The sequence below is a fragment of the Halococcus sp. IIIV-5B genome (assembly GCF_003602035.1).
Taxonomy (GTDB): Archaea; Halobacteriota; Halobacteria; order Halobacteriales; family Halococcaceae; genus Halococcus; species Halococcus salsus.
Genome location: NZ_QZWE01000028.1, coordinates 1 through 15,988, shown reverse-complemented (window position 1 = coordinate 15,988; position 15,988 = coordinate 1). Strand labels below are relative to the sequence as shown.

The 15,988-nt window shown below is 68.4% G+C and carries 18 protein-coding genes and 1 tRNA gene; 5 read left to right on the top strand and 14 right to left on the bottom strand.

What is annotated here, in order from left to right:
- Positions 1 to 44: 44 nt before the first annotated feature.
- From D3261_RS15650 to D3261_RS15640, 3 genes are all read right to left on the bottom strand, one after another.
- Positions 45 to 545: a peptidylprolyl isomerase gene (locus D3261_RS15650; RefSeq protein WP_120073968.1), complete on the bottom strand. Its 501-nt coding sequence runs from the start codon at positions 543 to 545 to the stop codon at positions 45 to 47.
- A 67-nt stretch (positions 546 to 612) separates the two neighbouring features.
- A complete protein-coding gene (locus D3261_RS15645; RefSeq protein ID WP_120073966.1) occupies positions 613 to 1,677 on the bottom strand; it encodes an anthranilate phosphoribosyltransferase in 1,065 nt (354 codons plus the stop codon).
- 70 nt (positions 1,678 to 1,747) lie between these two features.
- Complete coding sequence (locus D3261_RS15640) at positions 1,748 to 2,527, bottom strand: response regulator (protein WP_120073964.1); 780 nt, start codon at positions 2,525 to 2,527, stop codon at positions 1,748 to 1,750.
- A 160-nt stretch (positions 2,528 to 2,687) separates the two neighbouring features.
- Between D3261_RS15640 and hpt the strand changes: the two genes are divergently transcribed.
- Positions 2,688 to 3,254, top strand: coding sequence for a hypoxanthine/guanine phosphoribosyltransferase (gene hpt, locus D3261_RS15635; protein WP_120073962.1), 567 nt, complete (start codon positions 2,688 to 2,690; stop codon positions 3,252 to 3,254).
- Positions 3,255 to 3,312: 58 nt separating this feature from the next.
- Positions 3,313 to 4,005, top strand: coding sequence for a type 1 glutamine amidotransferase domain-containing protein (locus tag D3261_RS15630; RefSeq protein WP_120073960.1), 693 nt, complete (start codon positions 3,313 to 3,315; stop codon positions 4,003 to 4,005).
- A gap of 468 nt (positions 4,006 to 4,473) precedes the next feature.
- On the opposite strand, the gene D3261_RS15625 is transcribed toward D3261_RS15630, so the two are convergent.
- From D3261_RS15625 to D3261_RS15615, 3 genes are all read right to left on the bottom strand, one after another.
- Positions 4,474 to 4,548, bottom strand: a tRNA-Met gene (locus D3261_RS15625).
- A 39-nt stretch (positions 4,549 to 4,587) separates the two neighbouring features.
- On the bottom strand, positions 4,588 to 5,103 hold the full coding sequence (locus D3261_RS15620; RefSeq protein ID WP_120073958.1) for a GtrA family protein: 516 nt from the start codon (positions 5,101 to 5,103) through the stop codon (positions 4,588 to 4,590).
- Between the two features lie 19 nt (positions 5,104 to 5,122).
- Complete coding sequence (locus D3261_RS15615) at positions 5,123 to 5,902, bottom strand: glycosyltransferase (RefSeq protein WP_120073956.1); 780 nt, start codon at positions 5,900 to 5,902, stop codon at positions 5,123 to 5,125.
- Between the two features lie 93 nt (positions 5,903 to 5,995).
- Between D3261_RS15615 and D3261_RS15610 the strand changes: the two genes are divergently transcribed.
- A complete protein-coding gene (locus D3261_RS15610; protein WP_120073954.1) occupies positions 5,996 to 8,368 on the top strand; it encodes a DUF2298 domain-containing protein in 2,373 nt (790 codons plus the stop codon).
- A 290-nt stretch (positions 8,369 to 8,658) separates the two neighbouring features.
- On the opposite strand, the gene D3261_RS15605 is transcribed toward D3261_RS15610, so the two are convergent.
- The 3 genes from D3261_RS15605 to hemC are packed head-to-tail and all read right to left on the bottom strand — an operon-like array spanning position 8,659 to position 11,248.
- Entirely contained in the window at positions 8,659 to 9,378 is a 720-nt protein-coding gene (locus D3261_RS15605) for a uroporphyrinogen-III synthase (protein ID WP_120073952.1), read from the bottom strand.
- Positions 9,379 to 9,380: 2 nt separating this feature from the next.
- Positions 9,381 to 10,121, bottom strand: coding sequence for a uroporphyrinogen-III C-methyltransferase (gene cobA / locus D3261_RS15600; RefSeq protein ID WP_120073950.1), 741 nt, complete (start codon positions 10,119 to 10,121; stop codon positions 9,381 to 9,383).
- Positions 10,118 to 11,248 carry a hydroxymethylbilane synthase gene (hemC, locus tag D3261_RS15595; protein WP_120073949.1) on the bottom strand — a complete coding sequence of 377 codons (1,131 nt, stop codon included), beginning with the start codon at positions 11,246 to 11,248 and terminating at the stop codon, positions 10,118 to 10,120. The genes cobA and hemC overlap by 4 nt, the downstream gene beginning before the upstream one ends.
- 123 nt (positions 11,249 to 11,371) lie before the next feature.
- Between hemC and D3261_RS15590 the strand changes: the two genes are divergently transcribed.
- A complete protein-coding gene (locus D3261_RS15590; RefSeq protein WP_120073947.1) occupies positions 11,372 to 12,034 on the top strand; it encodes a hypothetical protein in 663 nt (220 codons plus the stop codon).
- Here the strand turns inward: D3261_RS15590 and D3261_RS15585 are convergent.
- Genes D3261_RS15585 through D3261_RS15575 form a run of 3 tightly spaced genes read right to left on the bottom strand, consistent with a single transcriptional unit; the run spans position 12,031 to position 13,396 of the window.
- The gene (locus D3261_RS15585) at positions 12,031 to 12,618 is read right to left on the bottom strand and encodes an L-threonylcarbamoyladenylate synthase (RefSeq protein WP_120073945.1); all 588 of its coding nucleotides are present in this window, start codon (positions 12,616 to 12,618) and stop codon (positions 12,031 to 12,033) included. The genes D3261_RS15590 and D3261_RS15585 overlap by 4 nt on opposite strands.
- A complete protein-coding gene (locus D3261_RS15580; protein ID WP_120073943.1) occupies positions 12,618 to 13,124 on the bottom strand; it encodes a redoxin domain-containing protein in 507 nt (168 codons plus the stop codon). The genes D3261_RS15585 and D3261_RS15580 overlap by 1 nt, the downstream gene beginning before the upstream one ends.
- A complete protein-coding gene (locus tag D3261_RS15575) occupies positions 13,124 to 13,396 on the bottom strand; it encodes a glutathione S-transferase N-terminal domain-containing protein (RefSeq protein WP_120073942.1) in 273 nt (90 codons plus the stop codon). Before D3261_RS15575 ends, D3261_RS15580 begins: the two co-directional genes overlap by 1 nt.
- 88 nt (positions 13,397 to 13,484) lie before the next feature.
- Here D3261_RS15575 and D3261_RS15570 point away from each other — a divergent pair, with 88 nt between their 5' ends.
- On the top strand, positions 13,485 to 14,873 hold the full coding sequence (locus D3261_RS15570; protein WP_120073940.1) for a hemolysin family protein: 1,389 nt from the start codon (positions 13,485 to 13,487) through the stop codon (positions 14,871 to 14,873).
- Here the strand turns inward: D3261_RS15570 and D3261_RS15565 are convergent.
- Together D3261_RS15565 and D3261_RS15560 are read right to left on the bottom strand one after the other, a co-directional pair.
- On the bottom strand, positions 14,870 to 15,559 hold the full coding sequence (locus tag D3261_RS15565; protein ID WP_120073938.1) for a DUF5828 family protein: 690 nt from the start codon (positions 15,557 to 15,559) through the stop codon (positions 14,870 to 14,872). The two genes, D3261_RS15570 and D3261_RS15565, sit on opposite strands and share 4 nt — an antisense overlap.
- Positions 15,560 to 15,722: 163 nt before the next feature.
- Positions 15,723 to 15,988: A24 family peptidase C-terminal domain-containing protein (locus tag D3261_RS15560; RefSeq protein WP_304999781.1), on the bottom strand; the 266-nt coding region annotated here is incomplete at its 5' end.

Genomic DNA, 15,988 nt, shown 5'->3' with positions numbered 1-15,988 from the left:
GTTCGGTCGGACGAAGTCGATCGAGTAACGTTTCTTGCTCCGCTTCAGTCGTGGACTTCGACGGATTCGAGGACGACCTCCTCCTGGGGCTGGTCGTTGCGGTCGGTGTCGACCGAGCCGATCTCGCGGACGACGTCCATCCCGTCCGTGACTTTCCCGAACACTGCGTGGCGGTCGTCGAGGTGGGGCTGGGCGTCGAGCGTGATGAAGAACTGCGAGCCGTTGGTGTTCGGGCCGGAGTTCGCCATCGAGAGGACCCCCGCCGAGTCGTGGCGGAGGTCGTCGTGGAACTCGTCGTCGAAGGAGTAGCCCGGGCCGCCGCGCCCGGTCTCGTCGGGGTCGCCACCCTGGATCATGAAGCCCTCGATCACGCGGTGGAAGGCCACGTCGTCGTAGAGCGGCTCCTCGACCGTCTCGCCGCCGTCCTCCCACTCCCGCTCGCCGGTCGCGAGCCCGACGAAGTTCTCGACCGTGCGCGGCGCGCGCTCGTCGTAGAGTTCGACCTCGATGTCGCCGCGGTTCGTGTGCAGGGTCGCGTTCGTCATGCCTCGGGGAAACACCGCGCGGCGGAAAACCCTGCCGACTTCGGGTATAGGCGCTCGGTCGACGAACTCAGACATCCCGGAGGTCGTCGAGCACGCTCGCGGCGCTGCCGTCGGCGATGACCTCGCGCGCGGTCGAGAGCCCCTCGTCGAGCGAGTCGCAGTCCTCGCGGGCGTAGATCCGGAACGCGCCGTTGAGCGCGACCGCGTCGGCGAACTGGTCGTCGCGCTCGCCCGCGAGCACCTCCTCGGTGATGGTCGCGGAGTCGGCGGCCACGTCGTCGACCCCGAGGTCCTCGGCGTCGAAGTCCATGCCGTACTCGGCGGTCTTGATCTCGAAGTCGTCGAGGTCGCCGTCCTCACCGACTGCGACCGTCGTCGAACCGGGCCGGATGTCGTCGTAGCCCTCCATCCCCTGGAACATCACCACGCGGGGCACGTCGTAGTGCTCGCTCTCGGCGAAGGTGTCGATGATGCGTTTGGCGTAGGGGAGGTGATAGAAGCTCCCGAGGTGCACACTCGCCTCCGCGGGGTTCGCGAGGGTCTCGATGGTGTTGACGAACGTCCGGACGCCCATCATCGCACGGCGCTCCGAGATCGCGTCGATGCCGGGGTTGAAGTTGGGCTGGTAGTAGAAGCCGAACCCCGTCTCGTCGACCATCTCGGCGCTCTCCTGGGGAGCGAGGTCGGTTCGAACGCCGAGTTCGTCGAGGACGTGTTTGTAGGCGTCCTGCTCCTGGGTCGGGACGCGGTCGCCGGAGTGGGTGACCACGGGGGTACCGGCGGCGGCGGCCACGAGGCCCGCACCGACCCCGAGGATCGCCGAACGGCCTTTTCCATCGTAGTTCGCACCGCAATCGACGGGGTCGCAGTCGGGCGCGGCGAACTCGACCGACTCCTCGGCCATCACGTCGATGTAGGCCGCGAGCTCCTCGGGGGTGTTGCGCTTCCAGCGGTTCGCGAGCCAGAACGCCCCGAGGGTGGTGTGGTCGGGTTCGCCGTCGAGGATCCGGGTGAACGCCTCGCGCGCCTGCTCGCGGGTCATGTCGTCGGCGGACTTGTGCCCCGAGCCGACCACCTCGGTCATCAGCCGCTTGAGCGGCCAGTCGCCGTACCGCTCGGTCGTCTGTGCCATAGCGCGGGTTGGGACGCTCGGCGCAAAAAGTTCCCGCTCGGTCGGCTTCGCTCGGGGGCCGTCGCCGGCGCTATACCGCTCGCTCGCGCGCCCGCCGCTGGGTGACGTCGCTGAGGTGGACCGTTAGCCCGTCGTCGGTCGGTACCGCACGAACCCGATGCCACGCGCCGCGCGGCGGATAGTACTCCTCGAACTCGACCGGTTCGTTCTCGCGGTAGGCCCGTTTGCCCTCCGTCTCGAACTTGGTGTCGGCGAGCACCGAGAACTCCTCCTCGACCACCCCGCCGACCAGTTCCTCCTCGGACTGGCCGAGAAGCTCCTCGGCACGGCCGTTGACGTAGGTGAACCGCCGTTCGGTGTCGAGGGCGAAGACCGCGTCGGTGATCCCCGAGTAGAGTTTCCGAAGCCGTTCGTTCGTGGCCTCGAGTTCGCGCTCGGCACGGTACTCGCCGACGAGGTGGTCGATACGGTCGGCGAGCAGGGCGTACTGTTCGGTGCCGTGGCGTTTCTCCACGTATTCGTTGACACCGGCGGTGATGGCCTCGCTCGCGATCTCCTCGCTGCCGCGCCCCGTGAACAGCACGAACGGGAGGTCCGGGTTCGACTCCCGAACGCGTTCGAGGAAGTCGAGCCCGTTCATCCCCGGCATATCGTAATCACTCACGACACAATCGACGGGCTCGTCGGCCGCGTCGAGCCGTTCGAGCCCCGCCTCGGCGCTCGTCGCCGTCGCCACGTCGATCGCGTCGTGTTCGCGTTCGAGGAACAGCCCGACCAGTTCGCAAAAACCCGGTTCGTCGTCGACGTGAAGAACACGAACCGGTCCTCTCACATCATCCGACGAAGACATACTCGAACCAACGCGCTCCAGAACATATGTTTATTGTGGTCGACTAGGTACTATTCACGAGTCGTCCCGCCTCGGTGGTTTCGAGCGTGTCGAGCCGTCCCCCGAGGGGGTTCGCCGGATGGACCGTCAGGCTTTAGCGACGACTGGCTATACCCGGAGCATGAACCAGCTGGCGGAGTCGCTGCGTGAGGCACCCATCATCGAAAAGGACGGCTATCATTATTTCGTCCACCCGATCAGCGATGGCGTGCCGATGCTCGAACCCAGCCTCCTCCGCGAGATCGTGATCAAGATCATCCGGAAGGCCGACGTCGACGTCGACAAGATCGTCACGCCCGCGGCGATGGGGATCCACCTCTCGACGGCGGTCTCGCTGATGACCGACATCCCGCTGGTGGTCGTCAGAAAACGCCAGTACGGCCTCGACGGCGAGGTCGCGCTCTCGCAGGTCACGGGCTACTCCGAGAACGAGATGTACGTCAACGACGTCGACCCGGGCGACAAGGTCCTCCTGCTCGACGACGTGCTCTCGACGGGCGGCACGCTTCGGGGTATCACCGGCGCGCTGGAGGAGATCGGCGCGGAGGTCGCCGACGTCGTCGCGGTGATCAAGAAGGTCGGCGGCGGCAACGAACTCGAGGACGGCCAGTACGACGTGAAGACGCTGATCAACGTCGACGTCGAGGACGGCGAGGTCGTCATCGTCGACCCGCAGGGCGACGGGTAGAACTACCTTCGACCGCACGGCACGGGGCTTTTCGGTCCGGAGAGAGTAGTCGATAGCGATGACAACCGCACTGTTCGTCGTCAGCGAGGAGGGCTACTGGGGCGAGGAATGTATCGAACCGCTCACGACGCTCGACGACGCGGGCGTCGAGGTGACGGTGGCGACGCCGAGCGGCGACCCACCGGTCATGGACGAGCGCTCGGCCGACCCCGAAGAGGTCGGCGAGGAGACCGCGGCGTGGGTTCGGGAGGTCGACGAAACGGATGAACGGCTCAACAACCCGAGTCCAATAGCCTCGGTCGACGCCGCCGACTACGACGCCGTGGTGTTCCCGGGTGGCCACGGCACGGCGTGGGACGTCAACCAGGACCGCCACGCCCGCGACCTGCTCGCGAACGCGGTCGCCGGCGCGGACGGGACGGCGCTCGTGGTCTGTCACGCGGTCGGCCTGCTCGGGTTCGCCCACGACGACGACGGCCGGTACGTCGTCGACGGCCGCGACGTGACGGGCTTCCCGAACGAGTGGGAGGAGGGCATCGTCGACGACCAGGATCGAATGCCCGACGGCCGAAAGCTCCCCTACTGGGTCGAGAACGAGGTGAAAGCCGCCGGCGGGAACTGGGATGCTGAACTCGATGCCGACACCAGCGTGACCGTCGACGGCGACCTCGTCACCGCCCGTGGACCGGGGTCGTCGGCCGCCGCTGCGGAAACACTGCTCGACGAGTTGGGTGTCGACGCGTCTGCCTGACGGACTACTCAACCGAACTGGACGGATAGCGGCGATGGGGCTGTGGCCGCAGTGCGGTCACGGTGGCGGATGCGGTCCTGGCGTCTCGGCGAGCGGAAGCGAGCCGAGGCTCAGGAGAGCTGTGCTCTCCTGGTGGATGAAGGGCGAGCGCGACCGCAGGGAGCGCGAGGGCTTCGGCGGTGCTGTGCGTGGCGGTACGGTAAGGTTAGGTTGCACCGCGAGCGACCGGAGGGAGCGAGCGGGCCGACGACTGACTGGAAGGAAGGAGGAGGCTTTTGATCCACATTTTGCCAGGGAGCGAGCGAAGCGAGCGACTGCAGCAAAAGGTGGGGGCCGGTAGATTTGAACCACGCCAACGTCGCTCCCGCTGTCGCTCGTCGTCTGCTTCAAATCTACTCGTCGCCCGTTCTCGAATCCAGCACTCGCTCGTCGCGGCGCTCCTCGCTCGTGGGTTGGATTCGAGAAACGTAGCGGGAGGTAGATTTGAACTACCGGTCTGCGGGTTATGAGCCCGCCGGAATCTCCTGGCTATCCTATCCCGCTACCTCTTCGTAACCGAGTTTGCTGGTTAAGGGTTGTGATTCACTTATCCTCGGTGCCCCTGTGAACACGCCACGTGAACAGGCTCTCGGCGACGTAGTTGACGACCATCCCGAGCCCGATCCCGCCGAGCTTCGAGACCACGAACCAGCCGTCGATCCCGAGGAGGGTGAGCTGGACCGCGACGATCCGATAGAGCACGTGGAAGGTCACGAGCTGGACGAGGATGCCACCCGTGCGGACGAGGTTCGAGCGCACCAGCCGTCGGAGGCGTGCGAACCCGCCGGCCGTCCGCTCGCCCGAGAACGTCCAGACGTCGTTCAGCAGAAACATCACGACGATGGAAACTTCGATACCGACGAAGACGGCGAGTTCGGGGAACACCCCAAGCTCGCGGAGGACCGTCGAAGTCGTGACGTCGAAGACCGCGCCGACGACGCCTACCGAGACGAACTTCCCGAACCGCACCGCCGATAGCAACGCGAGTACGCGCTGGGAGAGCCGACCGCCCCTGGCGAGCCGTGCTCGGAGGGCGGTCAGCGGCCCGGACGGGCTCACGACCGCGACTCCCGGTGGGTCATGGTCGGTCCGGTCCGTGGGTTTCGACGAGCCTCGACTGCTCGGCCCGCCGGGCGTCGATCGCGCCGTGGAGTCGACTCTCGTGGATCAGCCCCGCACGATGCCGCGCGGCGAGTACGCCGCGGGCGAGCGCGAGCGAGGTGCCGACCGGCGAGACCGTCGAATCGGGCTGGTCGTGCCACTCGACAGGAACCTCGACGACGCGCTGGTCGAGCGCGCCCGCGATCGCGACGAGTTCGACGTCCCAGGCGAAGCCCGGTTCGTAGAGGTGTTCGCGGAGTTCGTTCCACGCCGCTCGCGAGACGGCCTTCGCGCCGCACTGGTAGTCGTAGAGGCTCGGCTCGACGAGGCGGCGGGCGAGCCACGCGAACGCGTCGCCCAGCCGCCGTCGGCCGAACGTCCGGTGGTGGCCCATCGGCGAATCGGGATGGCGGCGCGACCCGACCGCGAGGTCGGCCTCGTCCTCCGCAACCGGTCGAACCACCGCGGCGAACGAGTCCGCGGGCGTGCTGCCGTCGTCGTCGGCGAACGCGAGCACGTCGGTGTCGAGCGCCTCGAAGCCGGCGGTGATCGCGCGGCCCTTCCCCCGACGGTAGGGAGCCGTGGCGACCGTCGCGGGCGTGTCGGCGAGCGCCGCGACGACCTCCGAGCGCGGGGCATCGAGTTCGACCCGGATCGTCGCCGGCGAGAGCCGCTCGGCTATCCTATCGACGTACTCGACGAGTCGCTCGACGTCGGGCCGGTAGGCCGGCACGACGACCCCGACGGACCGCTGCATGCAGGAGGCACCGACGGCGCGGGTAAAAGGGGTTCGAAACGGGGGACGACCGAATCCCACAAGACGGATATACGCCGGTTCCCCGGTGTCGCTATGGAGTACGGTCCGGTGGCGCTCTGGCTCGTCGTCTTCCTCGGTCTCGGGGTGGTCGCCCTCCCGCTCGCCGCCCGCCTCTTCCGTGGGTTCCCCGACCGCGGGGCGACGCTCTCGATCCCGCTCTCGCTCACGGTCGTCGGTGTCGTGGCCTACTGGGTTGGCCACCTCTCGCTCGACGCGGGACTCGTCGCCGGCCTCCTCGTCCTCGTCGGTCTCTCCGCACTCTCGCTCCGCGACCTCGACCGCACCGACTTCGAGCTCGGCCGCTTCGTCGGACCGGTCGTCGTGTTCGCGGTCGCGTTCCTGTTCGTGGTCGCGATCCGGGCCGTCGACCCCGCGGTACACCCGAGCGGCGGCGAGAAATTCCTGGACTTCGGGCTGCTCAAGTCCCTGCTTCGGACGCAGGCACTCCCCCCGGAGGACTTCTGGTTCGCGGGCGAACCCGTCCAGTACTACTACGGCGGCCACCTGCTGACGGCGCTGCTGATGAAGGTCACGTTCACCCCCGCACGCTACGCCTACAACCTCGCGCTCGCGGGCTTCTTCGGAGCGGTCGTGACGGCGGCCTACGGTCTCGCGGGGGCGGTTGCGGCGGCTCGCGGTCGGTCGGCCCCGGTCGCGGGCGTGCTCGCGGCCTTCTTCGTCGGCTTCGCCAGCAACCTCGAAACCCCCGGCCGTGCCGTGCTGCTCGTCCTTCCCGACGGGCTCGCGCGGGCCGTCGCCACTCGACTCGACGTCGAACTCGCCGGGCTCGCGGCGTCGCCCGGCGCGTTCAGCTACTGGGACGCCAGCCGGGTGATCCCGGGCGCGATCAACGAATTCCCGCTGTTCGCGTGGCTCAACGGCGACCTCCACGCCCACATGCTGAGCACACCGTTCCTGCTGCTCGCCGCCGCGTGCTGGTTCGCCTACTACCGCACCCCCGAAGCCGCGCTCCGTCGACGTCGGCTTCTCGTCTTCGGTGCCGTGCCCCCGATCGTCGGCCTCCTCACGGTGGTCAACACCTGGAGCTTCCCCACCTCGGTCGGGGTCGGCTGGCTCGCGATGACGTTCGCCGATAGCGATCCCAGAACCCTGATCCCGCGGGTCGGCGACCGACTCCCCACGGGCGGGTCGCGGGTCGAGCGCGAGGCACTCCGAACCGGTGTCGCGCTCGTCGTCGCGGCCGTCGTCCTCGTCGTCGGCATCGCGTGGTCGGTCCCGTTCTGGCTCGACTCCGCCAGCGGGCGCGCGATTGCCTTCCTCCCGGACCGCAGCCCGCTCGGCGCGCTCCTCCTCGTCCACGGCGCGTTCCTCGCGCTGTTCGTCCCCTACCTCCTCGACCGCGGGCGACGGCTGCTCGATACGGCCACCACGCAGGCCGTGCTCGTCGTCGTCCTCGGGCTGGTCGCGGTGGCGTGGCTCGCCGACGCCGCCGCGCTCGCGCTCCTCGCCCCGCTCCTCGTCGTCGGCTGGTTGGTGCTCGTCCACCGGCACGATACCGGACGGTCCCCGTCGTCAACCGCCGCGAGCGACCGTCGACCGACGGAGTCCGACGGCGGCGTTCGGACCGACGCCGACCCGCTCCCCGCGGTCGGCTTCGAGACGGTGCTGATCGTGGCCGGAGTCGGGGTCCTCCTGCTCGTGGAGTTCGTCTACATCCAGGGCAACGCGGGGCCGGGCCGGCTCAACACCGTCTTCAAGACCTACGCCCAGGTCTGGATGCTGTTCGCGGTCGCGGCGGGCGCGGTCGGCGCGTGGCTCGTCGACGCCCACCGCCCGGACGCGACGGCCGCCCGCGAGGCGCTGACGGGGCGCTGGCGGCTCGCGGGCCGCGTTCTGGTCGGCCTCGTCGTCGTCCTGGCGTCGGTCTACGGTGCGTTCGCGCTCACGGCCCACTTCACGAGCACCGAGAGCGTCTCCCAGGTCGACGACCCGACGATCGACGCGCTGGCGTTCGTCTCGACCACTCACCCCGAGGAGGCCGACGCGATCGAGTGGCTCGACGCCCGCCCGGGCCAGCCGACCATCGTCTCGGTACCCTCCTGTTACTGCAACGACGAGGAGGCGCTCACGGACTACCACTGGGTCAACGCGCCGTCGAGCCTCACCGGGGTCCCGACGGTCGTCGGCTGGGACCACGAGGTCGGCTACCGTGGCGAGACGGCCTACTTCGAGCGGGTCGACGACGTCCGGACCATCTACGAGGGTACCCCCGCCCAACGGGCTCGACTCCTCGACGAGTACGACGTCCGCTACATCTACGTCGGCCCGAACGAACGCCTCGCCTACGGCGACGTGGACTTCAGCGGTCTCGACGGCGTCAGCGTCGAAAAACGGTGGGACGCGGTGACGATCTACCGCGTGAATCAGAACCAACTCTCGGCCTGAGGTCCCGGTTCGTATCTCCACATCGAAATCTTCAGCTTCACGGTCCGCGGTGGCGCGCCCTCGCGGTCGTGTGCGAACGACAGTGAGCACCGACCGCGAACACTGTGCGAGGGATGAGCACCGCAGGGAGTGAGCGAAGCGAACGAACGAGGAGCGCAATCGGTTGGGGAGGCGTGTGGTGCGGGGTGGTGCGGTGGCGGTCTCTCATTTGTGTCGGGATTTGTCAAAAGAGAATTAATTATCGTTCCAGATTTGGATTAAAAACGAACGGTCCCGAACGAACGAGACTGCTACTCCGAAAGTTGCGCAACAACAGACTGCGCGAGTACCTCGAAATCCGCTGACTCCGGCACGACGTCCACCGAGACCCCCTCACGCTCGGCGGTCGCGCGGGTCGGCTCGCCGATAGCGCCGACCACACAGTCCTCCAGCCCGGCGACCGCCGCCGCGCGAACGCCACGTTCGTCGGCCGCCGCGAGGAAGTTCTCGACCGTCAACGAGGAGGTGAACACCGCGCCGTCCAGTTCGCCCGCCGCCGCGAGCGTCGCCGACTCGCCCGCCTCGGGAGGAACGACGAGTTCGTAGAGAACCGTCTCGTGGACGTACGCGCCGGCGCGTTCGAGGCCGTTCGTGAGCACCGGCGAGCCGTGGTTGCTCCGGGCGACCTCACACCGCGCGCCCGCGACCCGGTCTTCGAGCGCCGCCACGAGTCCGACCGAGGAGAACTCCTCGGGGACGAGGTCCACTCGATACCCCGCCGCGCGGAGCGCCGCGGCGGTGGCGTCGCCGATGGCGCACACCGTTCCCGACGGTTCCCACCCTGCCGCGGCAGCGAGCTCCACACCGGTCTTGCTCGTCACGACGGTGAATTCACTGTCCTCGCGCGGGGCGGCCCCCGTGGCCTCGACCGCGAGCATCGGGTCGGGAACGGGCTCGACCCCGAGCGAGTCGAGCAGCGAGACCGCGCGGGCGAGGCGGTCGTCCGCGGGTCGAAAGATGGCGACCTTCATGGTCAGGAGCGGGTGGCGAGCGTCTCGCGCTCGCCCACGACCCCGCCGATCACGGTGATGGCGGGCGGTTCGATTTCGGCCTCCGCGGCGACCTCGGTGATGGTCGAGAGCGTGCCGGTGACGACCCGCTGCTCGGGGCGACTCGCGCGCTCGACCAGCGCGACGGGCGTTTGAGAATCCATCCCGGCCTCGCGGAGCGCGGCGGTGTAGTCCGGGAGTTTGCCGACACCCATCAGGACCACGATGGTACCACCAGTCGCGGCGAGTGCGCCCCAGTCGACCGCGGATTCGTCCTTCGTCGGGTCCTCGTGGCCCGTCACGAACGAGACACAGGAGGCGTGGTCGCGGTGGGTGGTGGGGATCCCGGCGAGTTCGGGGCCCGCGAAGGCCGAGGAGATACCGGGCACGACGTCGAAATCGACCCCGTTCGCGGCGAGGTGGCTCATCTCCTCGCCGCCGCGCCCGAAGACGAACGGGTCACCGCCCTTCAGTCGGACGACCTCGTTCCCTTCCTGGGCGAGTTCCACGAGCCGGTCGTTGGTGTACTCCTGGCTCGTGCGTTCGCCGCCCGCGCGCTTGCCGACGTCCTCGCGTTTGCCCTCGGGGATGGTCGAGAGGATCGCGGGACCCGGGAGCTTGTCGTGGAGCACCACGTCGGCCTCGTCGATGAGTCGGCGAGCCTTGATCGTGAGGAGTTCGGGGTCGCCGGGGCCGCTCCCCACGAGGTGGACAGTTCCATTCATGTCGCCCGTTTCGCCTCCTCGTCGGCGTCGCGGGCGCGTTCGATCAGTTCGGCCGCGCCGTCGTCGGCCAGTTCCGCCGCGAGGTCGCGCGCGGCTTCCGGATGGCGTTCGACCGGGAGGTCGCGCGTCGCCGCCACCTCCTCGGTGCCGTCCTCGCTGAGTACCCGAACCGAGGTGTGGACGTAGCCGCCTTCGAGCACCGCGTAGGCCCCCATCGGCGCGACACAGCCGCCACCGAGTTCCTCCAGTACGACTCGCTCGGCGGTGGTCTCGACCCTGGTTCGTGGGTGGTCGAGCGCGTCGTTCAGCGTCGTCGCGAACGCGTCGTCGCGCGCCGTCACCGCGATCGCGCCCTGACCGGGGGCCGGCACGAACTGTTCGGGGGGAAGTGCTTCCGTGTGGACGTGACGGTCGAGACCGGTCCGTTCGAGCCCCGCCGCCGCCAGCACGATCGCGTCGAACTCGTCCTCGACCTCGCGTTCGAGCGAGCGGCGCTCGATCTCGGTCAGGTCCTCGAACCACTCCTGTGGGGTCCGTTCGAAGTCCACCGGGTCGTCGTTCCCGTCGTCGCCGTCCGAGTCGTCGTTCCCCTCGCTCTCTTCGGCCGCCTCGACCCGTCGTTCGTGCTCGCGCTGGCGATGCGGCGCGAGGAGTTTCTCGATCCGCGTGTCGACGTTGCCGCGAACCCCGAGCACGTCGAGGTCGGGCCGGGCGGCGAGGAGCTCGGCCTTCCGTCGGAGGCTCGCCGTGCCGACGGTGGCCCCCTCGGGGAGGTCGGAAAAGGACGTTCCGTCGGGCGTGACGAGCAGGTCGCCCGGCGCGGCGCGTTCGGGGATCCCCGCGACCACGAGGTCGTCCATGTCCTCGGTCGGGACGTCCTTCATCGAGTGGACCGCGGCGTCGCAGTCGCCGTCGAGGACCGCCTCGTCGAGCGCGCGGGCGAACGCACCGGTCTTCCCGAGTCGGCGGATCAGGTCGTCACGGAGCTGGTCGCCGGTCGTCTCGATCTCGACGAGCTCGACCGTGCGGCGGCGGGTTTCGAGTCGGTCCTTGACGGTGCTCGCCTGCCGGAGCGCGAGGTCCGAGCCCCGCGTCGCCAGGCGAACGGTGTCCTCGCGTGTGTTCATACCCCGACTCGGGGGTCGGGGTTCAAACCCCCTTCGAGAGACGCCAGTCGCCACACCGCGAGCCGTCCCCGGTGGCCGACTCGTGGACGAGGATTTATATCGGATACCGGGGCCACCCGCGGTATGTCGAAACACGCGTTCAGTGACCTCAGGACCGCGGCGTACTGTCCGCGGCAGTGCTACTATCGTCGCCAGGAGGACGACCGCGACCCGCCGCCCGAGGTCGAGACGCGTCGCGAACTCGCCTTCCGATACGAGGAGCTGCTCGACGAGGCGGACCTGGCGACCGAGCCGATTGCGGTCACGCCGACCCAGTTTCGGACGAACCTCTCCTGTGCGAAGGCCCGCTTCGACGCCTTCGACGAGCTCTGCCGTCCCACCGAGCGTGACGTGTTCCTCGACGGCAAGGAGTGTCACGGGATCGCGCACAAGGTCCTCGACCTCGACCCCCCGGTACCGTCGCTGGTCTCGGCCGGGAGTCCACCGGAGGACGGCGTCTGGCATCCCCAAATCGTCCACGCCGTCGCGGCGGCGAAAGCCCTCGCGTGGGAGCGCGAAACCCCGATCGAGCGTGCGTTCGTGGAATATCCGACCTACGGAACGATCCGGGAGGTCCGACTCACGACCCGGCGGAAGGCCGCCTACCGCGCCACGGTTCACGTGCTCGACTCGATCGACGGGCCGCCGCCGCGTCTCGCCAATACCGAGAAGTGCGAGTCCTGTGAGTATCGCGGCGACTGCGGTGTGAAGACCCGCTCGCTCCGCTCGTTGCTCGGGTTCGGTTAGTTGCCGTCGATCCACGCCGCGATCTCGTCGGCGAGCGCCCCGCGACGGTGGATCGTGCCCGCCGAGACGTCGACCACGGTGCTCTCGGTGCCGGGGAGCTCGCCGACGTCGAGCACCACGCCGCACGCGGTTCGAACCGAGTCGTCGATCTCGTCGACCGTTCGCGCGCTCCCGGTTCCGCTCCGGTTCGCGCTCGTGGCGGTCAGCGGGCCGGCTTCCCGAAGGAGGTCGAGCGCGACCGGATGGTCCGGGATCCGTATCCCGACGCGCTCTCGCCCGCCGGTCAGCGCCTCGGGGATCGCCCCGCCCGCCTCGACCACGACGGTGACGGGACCGGGGAGGAACTCCCGGATGAACTCGACTTCCCGCTCGGTCGGAGCGGTGTGTTCGACCGCGCGCTCGACGCTCGCGACTCCGAACGAGACGGGGTCGTCGCGCGGTCGGTCCTTCGCCTCGAAGACGCGTTCGACGGCCGGTTCCGAGAGCGCGTCCGCACCGAGGCCGTAGACGGTCTCGGTCGGGTAGACCACCAGCTCCCCGCTCCGGGCGCTCTCGGCCGCACGTTCGACTCGCTCTGGGTCCATCAGACGTCGTCGATGGCGGCCTCGATCGCGTCGTAGTCGGGGAAGTCGGGCCACTCCGCGGCAACCCAGGCGTACTGGATCGTGCGCTCGCCGTCGATCACGAAGGCCGCGGGACGTGGCTCCTCGATCCCCGCCATCCCGTCGAGGTCGTTGACGATCCCGTACCGTTCGGCGACCTCGTTACCGGGATCCGAGAACAGCCGTGCGTCGGCGGCGCGGTCCTTGAGGAGCCGCTTGTGTTCGTAGGGCGAGGAGATCGAGAGGCCGACGACGGTGATCGCGTCGGTCCAGCCACGGTCCCGGACCTCGTTCCAGATGTAGGTCGCGGGGAACGCACCGTCCATCGAGTGGAAGAGCAGGAGGAGTGGTCCCTCGTCGGTGAGCTCCGAGAGCGCGCGGTCCTCCCAGAACTCCGCGTTGACGAGCGGCCGGGTGAAGTCGGGGGCCGCCTCGCCCGCCTCGGGGTTGTCGGCGGGGTCGAGGTCGACCACGTCGAAGTCGGGCATCAGGCGGCTCCCTCGCCGTAGGTGCCGTCGAGGTACTCGACGATGTTCGCGCTCTCGGACATCGTGACGCCCGTGTTGGGGTCGTCGATCGCGGGGACGGTCCGCTTGCCGCTGACGCGTTTGACGACCGTGCGCTCGGAGTGGAGCGGTTCGATGAACCGGGATTCGTACGCGACGTTGAGCTCCTGGAGTCGACGGACGACGCGCTCGCAGAACGGGCACGCCTGGAGCCGATAGAGGGTGATCGGGTCGGTCGCCTGCGGCTGACTCATGGCTTCGAATTGGAACGAGACCCGCCTAAGCCCTTCGCCTCAGCCATGCGAACGTTTAATCCCCGGCCCGGATAACTCCGCGACACTGATGAGTTTCACCCGGTTCGTGCCGTCCGTGTCACCCGTTCCGGTCCAGGTCGATATCCTCGGGTTCTCCATGTCGGAGACGACGTTCACGGCGATCGGCGTCGTCGTCATCGTGGTGTTGATCGGGCTCTCGGCCTTCTTCTCGTCGTCCGAGCTCGCGATGTTCTCGCTCGCCTCCCACCGGGTGGAGGCGGTCGTCGAGGAGGGAAAGCCGGGAGCGGACACGATGCAACGCCTCAAGTCCGACCCCCATCGACTCCTGGTGACGATCCTCGTGGGGAACAACCTCGTCAACATCGCGATGACCTCAATCTCGACGGGGTTGCTCGCGATCTACCTCTCACAGGGGGCAGCGGTCGCGGTCTCGACGTTCGGGATCACCGCGCTCGTGCTCCTCTTCGGCGAGAGCACGCCGAAGTCCTACGCGGTCGAGCACCCCGAATCGTGGGCGCTCACGGTCTCGCGCCCGCTGTTGTACGCCCAGTACGTACTCCTCCCGCTGGTGATACTGTTCGATTACCTCACCCGCCAGATCAACCGGATCACCGGCGGCGGGACGGCGATCGAGACCTCCTACGTGACCCGCGACGAGATCCAGGGTATGATCGAGACCGGCGGCCGCGAGGGCGTGATCGAGGAGGACGAACGCGAGATGCTCCAGCGGATCTTCCGATTCAACAACACCATCGCGAAGGAGGTGATGACGCCCCGGCTCGACGTCACCGCGGTGGACGCCGACTCCACCGTGGACGAGGCGATCGAGACGTGTATCCACAGCGGTCACGCCCGGATCCTGGTCTACGAGGGCGACCTCGACAACGCCATCGGCACCGTGAACATCCGCGACCTGGTTCGCGAGGACAACTACGGCGAGTCGCGCGACCTCGAACTCCGGGACCTGATCGAGCCGACGCTCCACGTCCCCGAGTCCAAGAACGTCGACGAACTCCTGCGCGAGATGCGCGCCGACCGCCTCCGGATCGCGATCGTGATCGACGAGTTCGGCACCACCGAGGGGATCGTCTCGGTCGAGGACATGATCGAGGAGATCGTGGGCGAGATCTTGGAGGGCGGCGAACGCGAACCCATCGAGCGGATCGACGACGACACCGTCCTCGTGGCGGGCGAGGTCAACATCGAGGGCGTCAACGACGCGCTCGGGATCGAACTCCCCGAGGGCGAGGAGTTCGAGACCATCGCGGGCTTCATCTTCAACCGGGCGGGCCGGCTGGTCGAGGAGGGCGAGACCATCGAGTACGAGGCGGTCGAGATAACCGTCGAGTCGGTCGAGAACACCCGGATCACCACCGCACGAGTCCATCGACTACCCGAATCGGAGATGGACGAGGCGGACGCCAACCAGGTCGAAGCCGACGTCGGCGAGGATTAGTTGGTCGTGAAGTCGGTGTCCCGTTCGGGTTCGGGGGCCTCGATACCCTCGGCGGCCTCGGCCATCTCGGTCCGTTTCTCGGTGGTGACGTGCCAGCGGTCGACCCGGTCCTCGTACTCCGCGAGGCGCTCCGAGACCTCCTCTTTGAGTTCGTCGTCGTTGACGTTGACCTCGAAGACGTAGCCCGCGTACTCGCCGTCGCGCGCGCCGTCGGTGCGCTGGAGGTTCGCGCTCACGAGTTCGTTGTCGAAGTAGTAGGGGGCGACCTGCGTCATCACGTTTCGATAGACCGTGTCCTCGACGGTGCGGATCGCCTTCCGCCCGACCGAGTCCGCCGCGCGCGCGACGTACTCGACCGAGTCCACGACCGACTCGGCGACCTCGTCCGGTTCGTCGATGTTGGCGGCGGACGCCGAGAGCATCTCGCCGGCGCTCCGGAGGTCGTCGTTGGGGTCCTTGCCGGCGCGCTCGCCCGCCCCTTCGTCGATGCTCGCCTGCTCGGCGGTCTTCTCGTTGACGTCCTCGTCGAGGCGCTCGTGGTTCTTCGGTCGCCACTCGTCCCACTCGGTGAAGGCCTCGCCGTCGCCGGCACCGAACTCCACGAGCGCGTTCGTGATCCGCTCGCCGTGCTCGACGATGTCGTGCCATCCACCCCGCTCCTTGAATCCCGAAATACTCTCTTCCATCTACAGTCCGTGAGGGGCCCGCGGCTCGACTGCTGGCCGCGAGGCCGGCGCGTGTTCGTCCCGTCCCCGCCTCGCCCCGGCGGGGGTCGCCGTGCGACGCGTTCGTTTCATCGGCGGGCCGTAGGTCAAGCCGCCGTTTAAACGTTCCCGTGGCGGTCGCCGGTCACAGAAGACCGAGCGCGTCCACGACCGTATAGAGTAGGTCGCCGTAGACGAGCGCGAGACAGAGCCCCGCGAACAACGCGACCAGGAAGGGGATCCCCGGCGACACCCAGAGGCGCTCGCGAGCGACGACCGCATCGAGCGCTTCCCGAAGACGGTCCGGCGTGGTACCGTAGGCGTCGCCGTCGAGACCGTCGAGGAACGCCGCCGCCCCCCACTGGTCGGCGTGGGTGACCGCCCGTCCGCCGTCCGTGACCGGTCCGACGG